Source organism: Pandoraea norimbergensis, from assembly GCF_001465545.3.
Classification (GTDB): domain Bacteria; phylum Pseudomonadota; class Gammaproteobacteria; order Burkholderiales; family Burkholderiaceae; genus Pandoraea; species Pandoraea norimbergensis.
In genome coordinates this window covers 2,479,377-2,496,921 of record NZ_CP013480.3, presented here as the reverse complement: position 1 = coordinate 2,496,921, position 17,545 = coordinate 2,479,377, and the positions used below count along the sequence as shown (strand labels likewise).

Annotated in this window: 16 protein-coding genes; 9 read left to right on the top strand and 7 right to left on the bottom strand. The window is 64.5% G+C overall.

From position 1 onward, the window contains the following. Positions 1-97: 97 nt before the first annotated feature. From AT302_RS10970 to AT302_RS10950, 5 genes are all read right to left on the bottom strand, one after another. Positions 98-1,969, bottom strand: coding sequence for a feruloyl-CoA synthase (locus tag AT302_RS10970; RefSeq protein ID WP_058378467.1), 1,872 nt, complete (start codon positions 1,967-1,969; stop codon positions 98-100). After that, positions 1,954-3,150 carry an ABC transporter substrate-binding protein gene (locus AT302_RS10965; protein ID WP_084656162.1) on the bottom strand — a complete coding sequence of 399 codons (1,197 nt, stop codon included), beginning with the start codon at positions 3,148-3,150 and terminating at the stop codon, positions 1,954-1,956. The genes AT302_RS10970 and AT302_RS10965 overlap by 16 nt, the downstream gene beginning before the upstream one ends. A 61-nt stretch (positions 3,151-3,211) precedes the next feature. Further along, the gene (locus AT302_RS10960) at positions 3,212-4,132 is read right to left on the bottom strand and encodes a BKACE family enzyme (RefSeq protein ID WP_058378466.1); all 921 of its coding nucleotides are present in this window, start codon (positions 4,130-4,132) and stop codon (positions 3,212-3,214) included. A 92-nt stretch (positions 4,133-4,224) separates the two neighbouring features. Next, positions 4,225-5,157: a 3-hydroxyacyl-CoA dehydrogenase NAD-binding domain-containing protein gene (locus tag AT302_RS10955; RefSeq protein WP_058378465.1), complete on the bottom strand. Its 933-nt coding sequence runs from the start codon at positions 5,155-5,157 to the stop codon at positions 4,225-4,227. A 50-nt stretch (positions 5,158-5,207) separates the two neighbouring features. Further along, positions 5,208-5,960, bottom strand: coding sequence for a crotonase/enoyl-CoA hydratase family protein (locus AT302_RS10950; protein ID WP_058378464.1), 753 nt, complete (start codon positions 5,958-5,960; stop codon positions 5,208-5,210). A 230-nt stretch (positions 5,961-6,190) separates the two neighbouring features. Here AT302_RS10950 and AT302_RS10945 point away from each other — a divergent pair, with 230 nt between their 5' ends. From AT302_RS10945 to AT302_RS10920, 6 genes are all read left to right on the top strand, one after another. Then, on the top strand, positions 6,191-7,102 hold the full coding sequence (locus tag AT302_RS10945) for a helix-turn-helix transcriptional regulator (RefSeq protein ID WP_084656161.1): 912 nt from the start codon (positions 6,191-6,193) through the stop codon (positions 7,100-7,102). A gap of 95 nt (positions 7,103-7,197) precedes the next feature. After that, positions 7,198-7,617, top strand: a complete 420-nt coding sequence (locus AT302_RS28315) for a helix-turn-helix domain-containing protein (protein WP_157125763.1) — start codon at positions 7,198-7,200, stop codon at positions 7,615-7,617. Positions 7,618-7,818: 201 nt separating this feature from the next. After that, positions 7,819-8,328 (top strand): sigma-70 family RNA polymerase sigma factor, encoded by a 510-nt coding sequence (locus AT302_RS10935; RefSeq protein ID WP_058378463.1) that lies wholly within the window; start codon positions 7,819-7,821, stop codon positions 8,326-8,328. Continuing rightward, complete coding sequence (locus AT302_RS10930) at positions 8,325-9,335, top strand: FecR domain-containing protein (RefSeq protein WP_058378462.1); 1,011 nt, start codon at positions 8,325-8,327, stop codon at positions 9,333-9,335. The genes AT302_RS10935 and AT302_RS10930 overlap by 4 nt, the downstream gene beginning before the upstream one ends. A 191-nt stretch (positions 9,336-9,526) precedes the next feature. After that, entirely contained in the window at positions 9,527-11,992 is a 2,466-nt protein-coding gene (locus tag AT302_RS10925) for a TonB-dependent receptor (RefSeq protein WP_058380256.1), read from the top strand. 8 nt (positions 11,993-12,000) lie between these two features. Continuing rightward, complete coding sequence (locus AT302_RS10920; RefSeq protein ID WP_058378461.1) at positions 12,001-13,506, top strand: enterochelin esterase domain-containing protein; 1,506 nt, start codon at positions 12,001-12,003, stop codon at positions 13,504-13,506. A gap of 20 nt (positions 13,507-13,526) precedes the next feature. Here the strand turns inward: AT302_RS10920 and AT302_RS10915 are convergent, their stop codons facing one another. Next, positions 13,527-13,994, bottom strand: a complete 468-nt coding sequence (locus AT302_RS10915) for a helix-turn-helix domain-containing protein (RefSeq protein ID WP_058378460.1) — start codon at positions 13,992-13,994, stop codon at positions 13,527-13,529. 104 nt (positions 13,995-14,098) lie between these two features. Between AT302_RS10915 and AT302_RS10910 the strand changes: the two genes are divergently transcribed. Both AT302_RS10910 and AT302_RS10905 read left to right on the top strand, forming a co-directional pair. Then, positions 14,099-14,605, top strand: a complete 507-nt coding sequence (locus tag AT302_RS10910; RefSeq protein WP_058378459.1) for a DUF2938 domain-containing protein — start codon at positions 14,099-14,101, stop codon at positions 14,603-14,605. Between the two features lie 149 nt (positions 14,606-14,754). After that, positions 14,755-15,540: an FRG domain-containing protein gene (locus tag AT302_RS10905; protein WP_058378458.1), complete on the top strand. Its 786-nt coding sequence runs from the start codon at positions 14,755-14,757 to the stop codon at positions 15,538-15,540. 10 nt (positions 15,541-15,550) lie between these two features. Here AT302_RS10905 and AT302_RS10900 read toward each other — a convergent pair whose 3' ends face one another. Further along, positions 15,551-15,982 carry a carboxymuconolactone decarboxylase family protein gene (locus AT302_RS10900; RefSeq protein WP_058378457.1) on the bottom strand — a complete coding sequence of 144 codons (432 nt, stop codon included), beginning with the start codon at positions 15,980-15,982 and terminating at the stop codon, positions 15,551-15,553. A gap of 104 nt (positions 15,983-16,086) precedes the next feature. Between AT302_RS10900 and pdxR the strand changes: the two genes are divergently transcribed. Continuing rightward, entirely contained in the window at positions 16,087-17,541 is a 1,455-nt protein-coding gene (gene pdxR, locus AT302_RS10895; protein WP_058378456.1) for a MocR-like pyridoxine biosynthesis transcription factor PdxR, read from the top strand. Positions 17,542-17,545 lie beyond the last annotated feature (4 nt).

Below are 17,545 nucleotides of genomic sequence, written 5' to 3'. Positions count from 1 at the left end.
ACGCTTCGTTAATTCAACTTCAAGCGACTTCGCGCGCCGACGGCTCAGATTGCCGTCGGCGCGCTGTCGCTTCCGCCCCACTTCCCCCAACCTTGCGTCAGACCGATAGTTGCACCGGCAGATGGATCACCGATGTGCAATCGGAATACAGCCGTGCCACATCCTCAGCGCGAAGATTCAGCACCGCGCGCTGATTGACGTAGCCCTTGTCGGTAATCTCCCCTTGCTCCAGCGACGGCGGCGACGAAAGAATCGCAGCGCGCGCGGCACGTTGCGACGTGCCGGCGTCCTCCGCGAGTCCCGCAAGCGCCTGCTGTATCAGCGCCCGCACCGCCTCGTGTGACGCCAACAACTTGCCCGTGTGCTGGGCCGTCGCATCGCCTGCCGTCTTGCGCAGCGCGGGTGACGGAAAGATCAGCAAACCGATTTCGTCGCGGTCGTGACCGGTGATGACGACGTCCGACGCCAATGGCGCAAGCGCACTCACGGCGCGCAAACGCAAAGCGCCTACCGATACCCATGTACCGCTCGTCAATTTGAAATCTTCCGACACGCGGCCATCGAAGATCACCCCGGCGTTTGGATTGCCCGGGTCGCTCAAACGCCCGGCATCCCCGGTGCGATAGAAGCCCTCGTCGTCGAACGCGTCGGCGGTGGCTTGCTCGTCGCCCGCATAACGGCGAAACACCGATGGGCCTCGCACGCGCATTTCCAGCTTGTCGCCATTGGGGACGAACTTGAGTTCATTGCCCGGCGCCGGGACACCGATGTTCCCCGCCCCCGGAATCGGGAAGTGCACGCTGGTGATGAGCGGTGCGGTTTCCGTCGCGCCCCACGCCGAGGTGAAGAACGGCAACGCGCTGCCCTCGCGGCAATGACGCGCCGCCAGCCGCTCGAAACGCTGCCACACCGCAGGCGGCAGGCTCGCTGCCGCGTAGAACAACACTTGCAGGCGATCGAAAAAGCGTGCGGCGAAATCGTCGTCGCTTTCCAGATACGGCGCCAGCGCCTCGAACCCCTTGGGCACGTTGAAGTGCAGCGTCGGCGATACGTCGCGCAGGCTTTCCACCGAGCGGCCGATCAGCTCGGGTACCGGGCGGCCATCGTCCACATAGAACGCCCCGCCATTGCGCAGCGCCATATGAAAGTTGTGATTCGCGCCGAACGTGTGACTCCACGGCAACCAGTCGACCACGACCGGTGCGGCGTTGTCGATGAACTGCCAGCACTGCGCAATCATCTGTTGATTCGCCGCGAGCATGCGGTGCGTGTTGACGACGATCTTCGGCTTGCCGGTCGAGCCCGACGTCAGCAACAACTTGGCGGTATCGTCGGGCACGACTTGCGCGAAGGCGGCGTCGAGTGCGACGGTGGCGTGCGTCGACGCCAGATCGTCGAAGCGCAGCCAGCCCGGTCGCCCATTGTGGGTAGCAACCACCGGGCAGCGCACCGGCGCGCCATCGAGCGCACGGGCGTACGTCTCGCCATCTTCGACATAGATCAGCGCCGGATCGAGCCGCGCGAGAATGCCGTGTAACTTGCTCATGTCCCGGGCGATGCGCGAGTACACCGACGACACAATGGCCGTCTGGCGGCCCGCCATCATCGCGCCCAGTACCAGCAAGGCATGGTTCACGCTGTTGTCCGACAGGATCACCACCGGCCGGTCGCGGGGCACATCGAGATCGAGCAGCGCCTGACCGATGCCTCGCGCGGCCGTGAGGGCTTCGCCATACGTCACACGCCGCCACAACCCGCGCCCTTCGTCCGCGCCGCCAAACCAGCGCTCTGCTACAAACGTTGCGTCGGGCGTGCGCCCGGCCCACTGCACGAGCCAGTCGGCCGGACTGCGCGAAAATTCACCCAGCGTGGCGCGTGAGCGGATCACGAAGCTGCCGTCCGCACGCACGTCGCGCTCGATGTCCGGCGTGGCGAGACGCCGCTGCTGTGCGCTCAGTCGATCGTCCACTTGCCGCCCCTGACCGTAACCAGCACGCGACCGTCTTGGCCATACGCCGAGTGGTCTTGTGCGTTGATGTTGATCATGCCGTGCGTGGCTGCCAACCCGCGCGTCTGCTCAATGGCCGTGACCAGTGCGTCGCGAAACGCCTGCGTGCCCGGCTGCGCCTGCTTGGCCGCCACCGCCACCGCGTGATCGAGCACCAGATAAGCGTCGTACGCGTAGCCCGCAAACAGGTTGCGCGACCCGGCCCCGTACTGCGCTTCGTAGCGCTTGGCGAAGTCGGTCGCCACGGCCTTGCCCGGGTGATTGCCGGGCAGTTGTTCGGCGACAAGGATGTTGCCCACCGGCAGGATCACGCCTTCGGCACTTTTGCCCGCCACGCGCAGGAAGTCGTTATTGGCGACGCCGTGCGTCTGATAGATCCGTCCCTTATAGCCGCGCTCGCGCAAGGTGCTCATCGGCAACGCGCCGGGCGTGCCACTCGCGGCGACGATCACGGCATCGACGTTGGCCGCTTGCAGCTTGAGGACTTGCGCCGTGACCGACTGATCGTTGCGGCCATAGCGCTCAACCGGCGCCACCTGAATCTGCCGCGCCGCCGCCCGTGTCTGAATGTCCTTCAGCCACGCCTCGCCATACGAGTCGGAGAAGCCGATGAAGCCGAGCGTCTTGACCTTGTGCGCCTTCATATCGTCGAGCACGGCATCGGCCATCACCGCCACCGACTGCGGCAGCGAAAAGACATAGCGCATCTGCGCCGTACTCGGCACGAACGGACACAGCCCCAACTGCGGCGTGCGCGTGTCAAGCGCCACGGCCGCCACCGCCAGACACGCCGGTGTCGTGGACGAGCCGATGATGGCGTCGGCCTTGTCTTCAGTCGCCAGACGGCGCGCGTTCTTCGTCGCCATGGTCGGATCGGTGGCGTCGTCGAGCACAATGTAGCGCGCAGGTACGCCGCCCAGTGTCGGTGGCAACATGCTGATGGCCTGCTTCTCCGGAATGCCCAGCGATGCGCCCGGCCCCGTCGTCGACAACGTCACGCCGATGGTGACGGTGGCAGGTTGTGCGTGCGCCAGCGTCGGCGCTGTCAACGCGGCAACGCATAGCGACAGTGCGCTCAGCGAGAACGCCAACGAGAACGCCGACGAAAACGAATAACTGCGTGTGAACCTGTTTGCCGCCATGTGACATGTCTCCTTGTCTTGTATTTTTGGGGCCGTACAGCGTGCGACGCGCGACGAAACATCAACGCACGGCAAACTCCGGCAACACTTCGCGATTGCGCGGCAGGCCCATGATTTCGCGGGCTTCGGCCGGGGTTGCCGGTTCATAGCCCATCTCGCGAACGAGACGCACGACGCGCTCGGTCAGTTGCTGGTTGGTCGCGACCACGCCTTGCTCGTAGTACAGGTTGTCTTCCAGCCCTACACGCACATGGCCGCCGAGCAGCAGCGAGTTCATCGCCGACGGCAGTTGCGCCGGACCGATACCGCTCACGCAGAAGATGCTGCCCTTGGGCAACAGATCGACCATCGACTGCAACACGCGCGGCGTGTACGGCATGGCGTTCTGGAAACCGCGATGCACGCCCAACACCAGATTCACGAAGAACGGTTCATCGTCGAAGCCGGCCGCCGTGAGCGTGGCCAGGTCTTGCACGATGTGCGTCGGGCTGAAGACTTCCCACTCGGGTTTGATGCCGCGCTTCTTCATCTCGATGGCGAGATGCTTCGAGCGCTCGGGCGAGGTATGCATCAGCAGCTCTTTGCCGCCGAAGCTCGCGATGATCGTGGTGGCGTCCAGCGTGCACATTTCGGCACCGGCATCCATGCCCTTGAGACGCTCTTCCCAGAGGATTTCCCAATAGCCGCTGTCGCGCTGCCCGATCATGTCGCCGTGCACGCCACCGCCGGTGGAGTTGTTGATGACGATGTCGCACTTGTCGCGAATGCGGCGGTTGATGTCGCGATAGATCGCCGGGTCGCAAGTGGCGCCGTCGTCGCCTGGACGCCGCGCATGAATCGCCACGACGCTCGCTCCGGCGTTGTAGCAGTCGTAGACGTCGCGCGCGATTTCGTCTGGCTGCGTGGGCAGATGGGGGTTCTGCGACTTGTACGCCATGCCGCCCGTGGGGGCGATGGTGACGATGACCTTCGGTTTGCTCATGCCTGTCTCCTGATGTGTACGGGCGCGACGGCTTCGCGAGGCAGCCCGGCTTACGGCGTATTGTTTTTGACCGACCACGTTCGACTTGCGGCTTATGGCTTGTTGGCGAGAATGCCGAGAATGACCGCGTCGCGCTGCGCTTCGATGCGCGCGTTGCCGCGTCCGGCCAGCTCAGCGTCGACACCAGCGACGATGCGGGCCTTGAGTTCGTCGGTCAGCGTTGGCTCGCCCAGATCGGCCCACCACGATTCGATAGGCGGCCCGAGATGTTCCAGCAGATGACCGATGCCGCCTGCGCCGCCCGAGAGATGCAAATTTAGGAACGGACCGAATGCCGCCCAACGCAGCCCCGGGCCGTAGGCGATGGCGTCATCGATGTCGGCCACCGACGCGACGCCGGTATCGACCAGATGAATCGCCTCGCGCCAGAGCGCCGCCTGCAAGCGATTCGCGATGTGCCCCTTGACCTCTTTGCGCACATGGATCGGACGCTTGCCGATCGCGAGGTAGAACGCCATCGCCGTTGCGATGGCCTCGGCCGACGATTGCTCGCCGCCAATGACCTCGACCAGCGGAATCAGGTGCGGGGGATTGAACGGATGGCCAAGCACTACGCGTCCGGGGTGCTGACACACCGACTGCACACGACTCATCAGCAAGCCCGACGAACTCGATGCGATCACCACCGACGGCGCCAGCGCCGCGTCCATGCGACGGAAGAGATCCTGTTTCAGGTCTTCGCGCTCCGGACCGCTCTCCTGCACGAAGTCCGCACCTTGCAGCGCCCCTTCGAGGGTGTCGTGAAACGTGAGTGCATCGCGTGACGCGTCGGCGACGAGGCCGATGCGAACCAGCGTCGGCCAATGCGCATCGACGGTTTCGCGTAGTCGCTCGCGCGCGCCGGGCGCCGGGTCCCATGCGGAAACACGCAGACCGCGTGCGAGAAAGTAAGCCGCCCAGCTCGCACCGATCACGCCGGTGCCGATGACGGCGACCTGTTCAATGCTGTCGTATTTCACATTCATCTCCAGAAGTCGTTCCGCCCACAGTGCGGGCGGCTCGGCAGGCGCAAGCGTTATGCGCCACCGAGGAATCGTTCCATCCGCTCGCGCGCTTCCGGCGTGGCAAGCATCAGCGCACTGGTGACCGACTCGGTGAACAAGCCATCGGCCATCGACATGTCGTGAATGCGCGAGAGTGCGTGAATCGTCGCCCAGTTCGACAGCGGGCTGTTGGCCGCTGTCTCGCGGGCGAGTTGCGATGCGAGCGCGAGTCCTGCCCCCGCATCGACCAGATAGTGGCCGAGGCCGAGCCGTTCGCCGTCCACGGCGTCGTAGCGGCGGCCGGTCAGCATCATTTCCGTCATCCGGTCAGGACCAAGAATACGCGCGACACGTACCGACGCGCCGCCGCCGACAAAGATGCCGCGCTTGCCTTCAGGCAGTTGGAAGAATGCGCTGCGCTCGATGACACGCACATGGGCGGCCAGCGCGAGTTCGAGGCCACCGCCGATCACGGCGCCTTGCAGCACGGCGACGATGGGACGGCCACCGAACTGCATGTCGTGAAAGACCTTGTGCCAGCGCTGGGAGACACGCAGTACGTCAAGCGGATCGCGGGTGCTGTTCTCCGCCAGATCGAGCCCGGCACAGAAGTGTTCGCCGGCGCCCGTCAGCACAACGGCACGCACACTGTCGTCGAAATCGCGAAAGGCCGCTTCGAGCGAATCGATGGCGGCATTGCACAAGGCGTTGCGCTTGGCGGCGCGGTCGAGTTCGACATACGCGATGGCGTCGTCGACGCGCACTCGCAGGTGGGGATAGGTCATGTTTGCATCAGCTCCAAATCGTGAAAAGTATCTTATAAGATATTTTTCCTCTTGCGCGATTTGTGCAATGCAATTCAGGGTTAACAGGGATAATTTCTCATATTAGGCAATTTAATGCATTTTCAGGCAACGCATGTGCGCCTATTGGTAACATCACGCGTCGCCAGCGTGATATCTCATAGTATATTTATCGGAAATTCCCAGAGGGGCCATCGCCCTCTTATCTAGCCATGGTCAAACGCCTGTCCGACGCCGCCGAAACTGACGAAATCGTCGACGCCACCGTCGCATCAAGGCTGGCTTTGCTGGCCCAACGCGTGCGCACGTTGCGTGCCCAGCGCGGCATGACGCGCAAACAACTCGCGGCGCAATCGGGCGTCTCGCTGCCGTATCTCGCGCGCGTGGAAGCCGGCACCGGCAACGTGTCGCTCACCGTGCTGCACAAGCTGGCCGACGCCTTGAACGTCGCCGTCGAAACGCTGGTCGCCGAGCGCATGGCCTATGACGGCGATTTGCTGATGCTGATTGAATACCTCCGACAGCAATCACCCGAGGCACTGTCCCGCCTGCGACGCCAGATCGTGACGCCCGGCCCTGTCGGCGTGCCCGCACGCGGCCACCGTATCGCGTTGATCGGCTTGCGCGGTGCAGGCAAATCCACGCTCGGCCCCCGGCTTGCAGCGTCCATCGGCGCGCCGTTCATCGAACTGGATAAGGAAGTGGAGCGCGAAGCGGGCATCGCCATCGGTGAAGTCATCACGCTGTACGGTCAGGCGGCCATGCGTCGCATCGAGCGCCAGTGCATCGAGCGAATCATTGCCGGGCACGAGCATGTGGTGCTCGCCACCGGAGGCGGCATCGTCTCCGAAGCGGCCACGTACGAACGGGTGCTTCGAACCTTCAAAACGGTGTGGATGAAGGCCCGTCCCGAAGTGCACTTCCAGCGCGTGATGCAGCAGAATGACGCGCGTATCGCCACCGAAGCCCTGCGCAAAGAAGCACTCGACCACATCCATCGCATGCTCGACGCCCGTGAGGCCCTGTACCAGCTGGCCGATGTCACGGTGGACACATCAGATCTCTCGCAAGACGACGTGCTCGCAACGCTCACGCAGCAGTTGGCACCGGCGCGGGCGGCGTGACGCGCAGAAACATAACGTTCACTGCAAAAACGCTTCCGCTTTTCATCCATCGCTCCGAATAGAGGGTATCGACACTCTCTGATTCGTGAGACGCCATGACCGACGGCCTTCGCAAGACGCTTCGCCAATACCCCCAATACCGCCTGCTCGACACGGCCATCGACAAAGCCATCGCGGCGTTGGCGCGTGAAACGTCCGGTGTCGCCGACTCGTCCCATACCGCTGACGCCCCGGTCCTTGCCCTCGCACAACTCGCCCTCCTCACGCTGGTTCGCCTTCAGGACATGATCGGCACCAGCGTCAGTACGCCGCCCGCGATCCACCTCACACCGCGTGAAACCGAATGCCTGCAATGGGCCGCCGCGGGCAAGACCGCATGGGAGACCTCACGCATTCTCGCCATCTCCGAGCGCACGGCGACCTTTCACCTCACCAACGCGGTCAAGAAGCTCGGCGCCACCAATCGCCGCGCCGCCGTCGCCCGCGCCATCGGACTCGGCCTGATCGCGCCGTAATGTCCTATTCGTCGCGCCCGTCGCATCTGCCTCACCTGTCACGCCTATTGCGTCGCCCCGTCATTCCCGATTAGAATAAATAAGAATCATTATCATTCGCAGAGAAGCGCAATCCCGCCGTTGGCTGGCCGCGCAAGCGGTCTGTCCCGAGCACGCTGCGGCGTTGTCCGAGGCATTCGCGCCATGCGAACACGGGGAATCATGGAAAGTCATTTTCAGCGCGAGGTGAGTGCGCTCTATAGCGATCATCACGGCTGGCTGCGTGGCTGGTTACGCAAGAAGCTGGGCAGTACGCTCGACGCGGCCGATCTGGCGCATGACACCTATCTGCGCGTGCTCTCGAGCGGACGCGCGCCGCAACCCGAAGACTCCCGCCGCTATCTCGCCCGGATCGCCAACTGTCTGGTGATCGATCTGTTTCGCCGGCGTGATATCGAAGCGGCCTATCTGGAAACGCTGGCCGCCCTGCCGGAACCGGTGGCGCCGTCACCCGAGACCCGCGCGCTCGTGCTTGAAGCCCTCATCGAAATCGACACCCTGCTCCATCGCCTGCCGACGAAGGCGCGCACCGCCTTTTTGCTATGCAAGCTCGAAGGGCTCGAATACCGCGAGATTGCCGAACGATTGCAGGTCTCCGTCTCCTCAGTCGAGAAGTACATCGCGCACGCCCTGCGCGAATGCTACGCCGTGCAATACGGGAGCGACGCATGAGCGCAGGACGCCCGGCTTCCCGGACACCCCCTTCGCAGCAGGCCCCGCAGTCACCACTCCCGGCAGAAGTCATCGAGCGGGCGAGTGTCTGGCTGGCGCGACTCTGGTCCGGTTCGGCAAGCGCCGACGATATTGCCGCGTGCGAGCGCTGGCGCGCTGCGCATTCCGATCACGAGCGCGCGTGGCAACGGCTCGGCGCCATCGGCCGCAAGTTCGAGGCCGTGCCGCCGCGCGTCGCTTTTGACACACTGACCGCCCGCCCGACGCCGCGCGTCTCCCCGGCCGGACGCCGTCGCGCACTGCGCGTGTTCGGCGGTTTCCTCACGCTTGCGGGCGCTGGTTATGCGCTCCAGCGGTCTTCCGTCTGGGAGTATGCCGCCGCAGATTACGCCACCGGCGTTGGCGAAGTTCGCAGCCTCGTGCTGGCCGACGGCACGCGTCTGTGGCTCGACACTGCATCGGCGGCAGACGTTCGCATCACGCCGGGCGAACGGCGTATTACGTTGCGACGGGGGCAAATCTGCATCGAGACCGCCTCCGGCGCTTCGCGAGCGCCACTGATCGTCGCGACGCGCCAAGGCGAAATTCGCGACATCGGCACCCGCTTCTCGGTACGCGACGAAGGCGAGCGCACGCAAGTCGCCGTCTATGACGGCATCGTGCTCGTGCGCACCGCCGAGACCGGTCGCACGCAGCGACTCGATGCCGGGCAACTCGCGAGGTTCTCGGCCGATGCGATTGACCCGCCGGAACCCGCCAACGCCGACGCGGCTGCGTGGACGCGCACCCAGCTCATCGTCGAGCGCATTCGCCTGGGCGATCTCGTCGACACGCTTGCCCGTTACCGGCATGGCGTGCTGCGCTGCGACGCCGCCGTCGCCGATCTGCGCGTGAGTGGCGTGTTCTCGCTGGCCGATACCGACCGCGCGCTGGCCAGTCTGGCCGTCGGCCTGCCCGTCGAGACGGTGTATCGCACCCGCTACTGGGTGACCGTCAAGGCGAAGTAGCGGGAGCAGAAGCAGAAGCGGGAGCGGGAGCGGGAGCGCCGCCTCTCAAAAAATATTTCGACTTTTTCGCCTTTTCGATTGCGGGTTTGCCGATCTCGTTCGGAATACCAAGCATGCACCGGCGCAACGTGTGACTTCGTGTCACCGCAACCGCCGCCGGTATCCCTTGATCCGAACCAACAGGCATGCCGATGTTGATTTCCGAAGCTGTTCCCTTGCGCCCTACCGCCTCTGCCGCCGCCCTGCGTCCGGCGATTGCTCTGCTCATCGCTTTTGCCGCCGCAAGTGCTGCCTCACACGCAAGCGCGGCCCCCGCCGCTGCGCCGTCGGCTCAAGCCGCCTCCGAGGTGCGCCGCGCCTGGCAGGTCGCGCCCGGCACGCTTGACGCTGTGCTGAACCGCTTCGCCAATGCGGCTGGCATCGAGCTGGCCGTGGACGCCTCACTCACGCAAGGACGGCAAAGCCCGGGCATCAACGGCGACTACACGCTGAACGACGCGCTGCATCAACTGCTCGCGCCGCATCAGTTGCAAGCCATGCGCGGCAGCAACGGCGTCTATACGCTGCGCGCCGCCGCCCAAGACACCGCCGCCGCGCCGCCCGGTGCCGAGGGCGGCGTGCTGCTGCCGACCACCCATGTCGTGGCGCAGGCGGTCGGTTTGCCGGAAGCCTACGACGGCGGTCAGGTCGCGCGTGGCGGCCGCCTCGGCCTGCTCGGTAACAAGGACTACATGGATGTGCCGTTCAGCATCACGTCCTACACCGCGAAGACGATTCAGGACCAACAGGCGACCACGCTCGCCGATGTGCTCGATAACGACCCCTCGGTGCGCTTCACCACGTCGAGCGGCCACATGTACGAGAACTTCAGCATTCGCGGTTTTCCGCTGACGGCGGACGAAGTCTCGCTCAACGGCATGTACGGCGTGTCGCCTTACGGCCACCTGCCCGTCGAATTCATCGAACGCGTGGAAGTGCTCAAGGGCCCAAACGCACTGCTTAACGGCATGTCGCCGTCGGGCGCTGTGGGCGGCGCCATCAACGTGGTGACGAAGAAGGCCGAAAGCGCGCCACTGACTCGCATTACCGCCGACTACCTGTCCGACTCGCAGTTCGGCGTGCAGGCCGACGTGGGGCGCCGCTTCGGCGACAACGAGGAATTCGGCATCCGTTTCAACGGCTCGCTGCGCGACGGACGCACTACGCTCGACGGCCAGAACAAGCAACGCCAGTTCGGCTCGCTGGCGCTTGACCTGAAAACCGACCGCGCGCGTTTCGGCCTCGATGTCTATACCGACACAGAGAAGTTCAGAGGCGGCAGCCCGTGGATGGCGACGTTCGCGACCAAGGTCGTTGCCCCGCCATCGCCCGGCACCAACGTGCTGCGCGGTGAGTTCGGCGATATCGAGAGCACCGGCGTGCAACTGCGCGGCGAAGTCGACGTGACCGACGCGATCACGGCCTATGCCGGTGTCGGGGCGCTCAGCTACCGCTACTCCGGGTTCATTACCGGCACGCGCACGGGCCCGATCAAGCCGGACGGCAGCTACACCGGCGCCACCTATTTCCAGCGCGGCTGGACCGATACGCTCTCGCTCGATGCGGGTGTGCGGACCAAGTTCCGCACCGGGCCGGTCAAGCACGAGCTGACGCTCTCGGCGACCTCGCTCGATATCACCAGCGGCAACGTCTTCACCACGAGCGCCAACTACAACTCGAACATCTACGCGCCGGTGAATCCGACGCTGGCCAAAGACCCGGGCAGTGCGCCGAAGACCTCGACCACCACGCTGTCGAGCTTCGGGCTGGCAGACACAATGTCGTTCTGGCAAGACCGCGTCACCTTGATCGCCGGGGTGCGCAGCCAGCGCGTGCGGGCGCAGGCGTTTGCGGCCGCTACCGGCAAGCAGACGTCGAGCTATGACGAGAACGCCATCACACCGGCATTCGGTGTCGTGCTCAAGCCGTTCGGGCCGAGCGTCTCGCTCTACGCCAATTACATCGAAGGCCTCACCCAAGGCGGCATGGTCACCGACGTGAGCGCCGCCAACTACGGCGAGATCTTTGCGCCGTACCGCAGCAAGCAGGCGGAAGTCGGCGTGAAGTGGGATGCGGGCAGCTTCTCCAACACGCTGTCGTTCTTCCAGATCACCAAGCCAAGCATGATCAAGGACGTGGCGACCAACACCTATAACCCGGACGGCGAACAACGCAACCGGGGCGTGGAATGGAATCTGTTCGGTGAATTCACGCCGCACTGGCGTGTGCTGGGCGGCGTGGCGTACACCCGCGGCGAGCTGACCAAGACGGCCGGCAATCTCTACAACGGCAACACCCCGTACGGCGTGCCCAAGTGGACCGCAAACCTCGGCACCGAATGGGACCTGCCGTGGGTGCCCGGTGTGACGGTCTCGGGCCGCATGATCACGACCAGCGCCCAATACGTGAACTCGTCGAACACGCAGCGCATCGGCGGCTTTACGCGCTATGACATCGGCGCGCGCTATGCCACCCGCGTGTATGGCAAGGCCGTCGTGTTCCGTGCCGCCGTTGAAAACGTGACCAACCGCATCGCGTGGTCGGGCACGTTCAACGACGGTTACGTGATTCAGAACGCCCCCCGCACGGTCAAGCTCTCGACCAGCATCGACTTCTGAGGTTCGATATGACACATCCGACACCTTCGACACCTCGTGCTGCACTCGCCGCCAGCGCCGCCGCTGCCCTCTTTCTCTCGCTCGCCGTCAATGCGGCGCACGGTGCACCAGTGAACGTGGCGCAAGCCTCGCAGCAAGGTGCTTGCGCCGGTGATCCGGCAGCGCCGAAATACCGGCTGGGCCTTGTGAGCCCGCGTCTGCTGGTGCTGAATGCGGCGCTATGTGCCGGCGGCTCCGGCGCCAATACGGATGCCTTCTGGCAGGACGTAAGCATCAAAGGAACGCCGCTGATCGAAACGGTGCCCCCGGGCGCCGTGACTGGCGATGAACCCGCCTCGCTGCTCGGCCGCGAGACCGAGAACACGTCGCTGGTCACGTTCCTCTGGCGCGGCCACCCGCGCAGCGTGCGCATTCTCGGCGCGCCGTCCGGCGATTACGACGATATGCGTCAACTCGGCAACAGCGATGTCTGGTATCGCAGCTACGTCGTGCCCGCCAGCACGCGGCTGTCGTATCAGCTCGCGCCCGACGAGCCGGACATCGAGGGCACAGCCATGGAACGCCGTCGCGCCATCCTGAAGACGTTGCAGGTCGATCCGCTCAACCGCCATCCGTTCGAAGTCGAGAGCTTTGACGGCAAGCGCAACGCCAAGTCGTCGGTGACCTTGCCGGGCGCGCCGCCGCAACCGTGGATCGCGCGGCGTGACGACGTGCCGGCCGGCACGGTGCAGGCGACGCGCTTCACCAGCGCCGTGCTCGGAAACACACGTGACGTCTACGTCTATCGACCGGCAGGCTATCGCGCCGGAGATGACGCGCAAGGCCTGCTCGTCGTCTTCGATGCGCATGCGTATGTGAACACCGTGCCCACGCCGGTGATTCTGGACAACCTGATTGCCGAAGGCCGGATTCCGCGCACGGCCGCACTGATCGTCGGCGTCATCGATGGCAACACGCGTGGCAAGGAACTGCCGCCCAACCCGGCGTTTGCCCGATTTCTTGCCGACGAACTGATGCCGTGGGCGAAGGCGCAAGGCGTGTCGGCACCCGCAGCGCGCACAGTGGTGGCCGGGTCGAGCTACGGCGGCCTCGCGTCGGCGTGGGCGGCGTCACAAGCGCCGCAGTGGTTCGGCAACGTGTTGTCGCAGTCGGGCTCCTACTGGTGGGCACCATCGCAGGGCGACGCAGCCACGCGCGAGACGGGCTGGCTGATTCGTCAGTATGCAAATGGGCCAAAGCTGCCGGTGACGTTCTATCTGGAGTCCGGGCAATTCGAAGACCGGCGCGGGCCGACCGGCATCGGCACGTCCGGCCGCCACATGCGCGACGTGTTGCGCGCCAAGGGCTATCGCGTGATGTATGCGTCGACGCCCACGGGCCACGACTACTTCCACTGGCGTGGGTCGCTGGCCTGCGGGTTGATGGCGCTCATTGGCACACCGGCCACGCAAAAGGCATTGCATGCCGCACCGGATGCACCGGGGAGTCTCTCGACGGTCTGCCCGATGCAATAAGGATGTGGGCACCGGGGCGATCAATCGCCCTTGGTGCCTGTCGCCCGGGAGGAAACGCGGGGCTTGGCGCGTGCCGGTACCTGCGGCTCATGTGCCGTGCGCCGCGTGCCTGCCAGTTTCAGCAACCGCCGGAACTGCGGGCATGCCAGATGCTCGGTGGCCGGGCATTGCGCAGCGTGACGCAAGCCATCGCGCAACGCACTCAGCCGCCGGATCGTGCCGTCGATCTCGTTGGCTTTCTCTTGCAGCCGTATCCGGTCGATGCTCGCTTTTCCTTTGGGCATCAACATGCCGGCGATCTCATCGAGTGAGAATCCCGCTGTGCGTCCCAGTGCGATCAACGCCAGCGTCTGGAGTACGGAGTCGTCGTACTGGCGGCGCAACCCGTGACGTCCCGTCGCGGCGATCAATCCCTTCTCTTCGTAATACCGCAAGGTCGACGGCGGCACGCCCGCGCGCTCGACCACTTCCCCAATGTCCAGTGTCATGTCAGTCACTCCGCTTGACTTCAAGTTGACTTGAGTTCGTATAGTGCCTCAATCACGGCGCGCAGGTTGCCGTTGTATCAACGCCTACGAGAGAGATTTCAGACATGACTTCAACTTGGCTTGCGCTGGCCGTCCAAGCCGTGGCGATCGGTGTGATCGCCACCATCGCGGTGGATTTATGGGCGTGGCTGCTGCGCCGCGTGTTCGGTATGACATCGCTGGATTACGCCATGGTTGGGCGCTGGCTGGGGCATATGGCCGCAGGGCGATTTGCGCATGCGGGTATCGGGCGAGCTACACCGGTTACCGGGGAGCGCGCGCTGGGATGGTTCGCGCATTACGCCATCGGCGTGGGCTTTAGCGTGTGCCTCGTTGCGCTGACCGGGCCGGGCTGGCTTCAGGTGCCGACAATCTTGCCCGCACTGGCTTTCGGCATCGCCACCGTCGCCGTGCCGTTCTTCGTCATGCAGCCCGCTTTTGGCGCTGGTGTGGCGGCATCAAAGACGCCCGCCCCCGTGCAGGCACGTCTGCGAAGCCTGATGACCCACGGCGTGTTTGGCGTCGGGCTGTATCTTGGGGCGCGGATCGTCTCGGCCGTAGCAGGCAACTGATGGGCGGGCGCCGCATCGAAATGACGCAAATTAGGCAACGCGCTTGAGCTGTCACACGCGCCGTACTATAGTGGCCGACGCCATGTCTCGCTTGCCGGGGTGTGGCGCTTCACCCCAATAAGAAAGCCACTACAAGGATCGCGTCCGCCATGGAAACCACCGTCATTTCGAGCTGGAAGGATTTCATGGAGTTGTCCTCCCGCTTCGAAGGGTGGGCCTTTCGCGGCCAGCAGGACGCCCGCTGGCATCCGCAAAGTTCGCTGTCGCGCTATCTGCACGCCTATGTCTCCGACAAAGAGCAATGGCGCAGCCGCGAAGCCCGGGCGATTCGCATCTTCCGTCGCAAGGCGCTCAACCACGTCAAGCTGCCGGAGATGCTGCACGACGACCTGCGTTGCCTCGGCCTGATGCAGCACCACGGCGCGCCGACACGCATGCTCGACTTCACCAAATCGCCGTTCGTGGCGGCCTTCTTTGCTCTGGAACGCGCCACCAGCGACGCGGCCATCTTCGCGCTGAACACGCCCGCGCTCTATGACGACAGCGCCCGGCCGCGTCATGCCCCGTGGCTCACGCGCGACACGATCGACCCGCGCGTGAAAGGCAATATGGAGAAGTACTTCCTCAGTAACGACAACGAGGTGGTGTGGTTCGGCGAGCCCGAAGAGATGGATGGACGGCTGATCGCGCAATCGGGCACGTTCGTCGTGCCCGGTGTGATCGACCGCCCGCTGCATCGCATTCTCGATGGTTACGAAAGCGAAGAGCCGTTGCTGCGCAAGATCGTGCTGCCCGTAGCGCTGCGGGCCGAAGCGATGAAGTGGCTGTACCGCATGAACGTCACCAACGCCTCGCTGTTCCCGGATCTCGACGGGCTGGCACGCTCCATCGCCATCGAGATCGAGATGGTCTGGCCGACGCAGACGCTGGGGTAAGCCGCCTCACTTACTGACGCATACCGATCGCCAGACGGTTGAACGCGCTCATCAGCGCAACGGCAAAGCTCAGATCGGCAATTTCGGCATCGCTGAAGTGTGCTTTCAGCGGTGTGAAATCTTCATCCGGCGCATGGGTATGCGCCACATCCACCAGCGACTCCGTCCACGCCAGCGCGGCACGCTCGCGCGCGTCGAAATGCGAACTCACACGCCAGCCGGCCACACTGTCGATCTTGGCATCGGCCATGCCGTCCGAGCGCAGCGCCTTCGAATGCATTTCCAGACAGAACGCACAGCCGTTGATCTGGGAAACGCGCAGGTAGACCAATTCGACCAGCGGCTTGCCGAGCGTGCTTTTCGACAGCGCTTTCTTGGTGGCGGCGAACCCCTGATAGGCCTCGGCGGACAGGGTGTAATACGGCAAACGAAGGGTGCTCATGACTGACTCCAAGTGGGATTTGCTTGTCGCGGAACCCATACTTTAGGAAAATCATGTCCTGTCGAACAGATACAAGAATCGACTGATCGACTAGGACATCGCGCATGGAACTGCATGAGCTGACTGAGCTGACCGGGCTGACGTCTAACCGCGAGAAGGACGCCCCGATTTATCTGCAACTGTACCGGCGCTATCTCGACGTGATCGCGGCAGGCAAGCTGCGCCCGGGTGAGCGTGTGCCGTCAGTGCGCAGCCTCGCCAGCGAACTGAATCTGGCACGAGGCACCGTCGAGCTGGCCTATCAGATGCTGACCAGCGAGGGCTATTTCACCGCGCGCGGCGCCGCAGGCACTTTCATCTCGCCCCGCCTTGAGAGTCTTGGGGAGGCCAGCCCCGCTGCCGCGCCGCCGCCCGCAACCCCGCCACGGAGCGCACCGGCTGTCGCGACACCCCGCCCGTTCCAGCTTGGCTTGCCCGCGCTCGATGCTTTTCCGCGCAAGACGTGGTCGCGACTGGCAGGCCGCAACGCGCGAGTCATGGACACCGCCGCGCTGATCTACCCGGATATCACCGGCTACGATCCGCTACGCCGCGCCATTGCCACCTATCTGGGCATCTCGCGTGGCATTGCCTGCACCCATGAGCAGGTCTTCGTCACCGCAGGTCACCTTGGCACGCTGGAAATGGTCTGCCGCACGCTGCTGAGGCCCGGCGATACCGGCTGGTACGAAGACCCCGGTTATTTGTTCGCGCGGCATTTTCTCGAAGGCGCCGGTATGCGTCTGGCGCCAGTGCCGGTCGATGAGGAAGGTCTCGACGTGGCAGCAGGACTCAAGCGGGCAGGCAACGCACGCTTTGCCGTGGTCACGCCCACGCACCAGAGTCCGACGGGCGTCACGCTGTCGCTGCCGCGCCGGCTCCAACTGCTGGAGTGGGCCAGCCAGCGCGATGCATGGATTGTGGAAGACGACTACGACAGCGAGTTTCGCTACCATGGCCGCCCGCTGCCCGCGCTCAAGAGTCTGGACCGTGACGACCGTGTGCTCTACACAGGCACCTTCAGCAAGGTGTTGTTCCCGGGACTTCGGCTGGCGTATCTGGTCGTGCCTGCATCGCAAATCGACCGCTTCCGCGATGCGGCGAAGCACCTGCCCGGCCCGGGCTCGATTCTGTTGCAGGCCACCGTCGCTGACTTCATGGCGCAAGGCCACTTCGCCCGGCACTTGCGCAAGATGCGCGCGCTCTACGGCGAGCGGCGCGGTTTTCTCGTCGACGCACTGTCGCAAGTGTTTGACGACACGCTAAGCGTTGCGCCGCAAGCTGGCGGCATCCATGCCTTGGCCAGCCTGCCGCGCGCACGCGATGACAAGGCGTTGGTCGCCGCCGCTCAGCAACAGGGGCTGGCGGTACAAGCTGTCAGCAATTGGCAGATGGGAGGGGTATCAGGTGCCCGTCTTCCGGCGCGCTCGGGTCTGCTCCTCGGCTTCACCAACATCACTGGCCCCGACGTCGCGATGCAGTTGTGCGGGCAATTGCTGGCGGCTACCCAGGGTGTCTGACGCA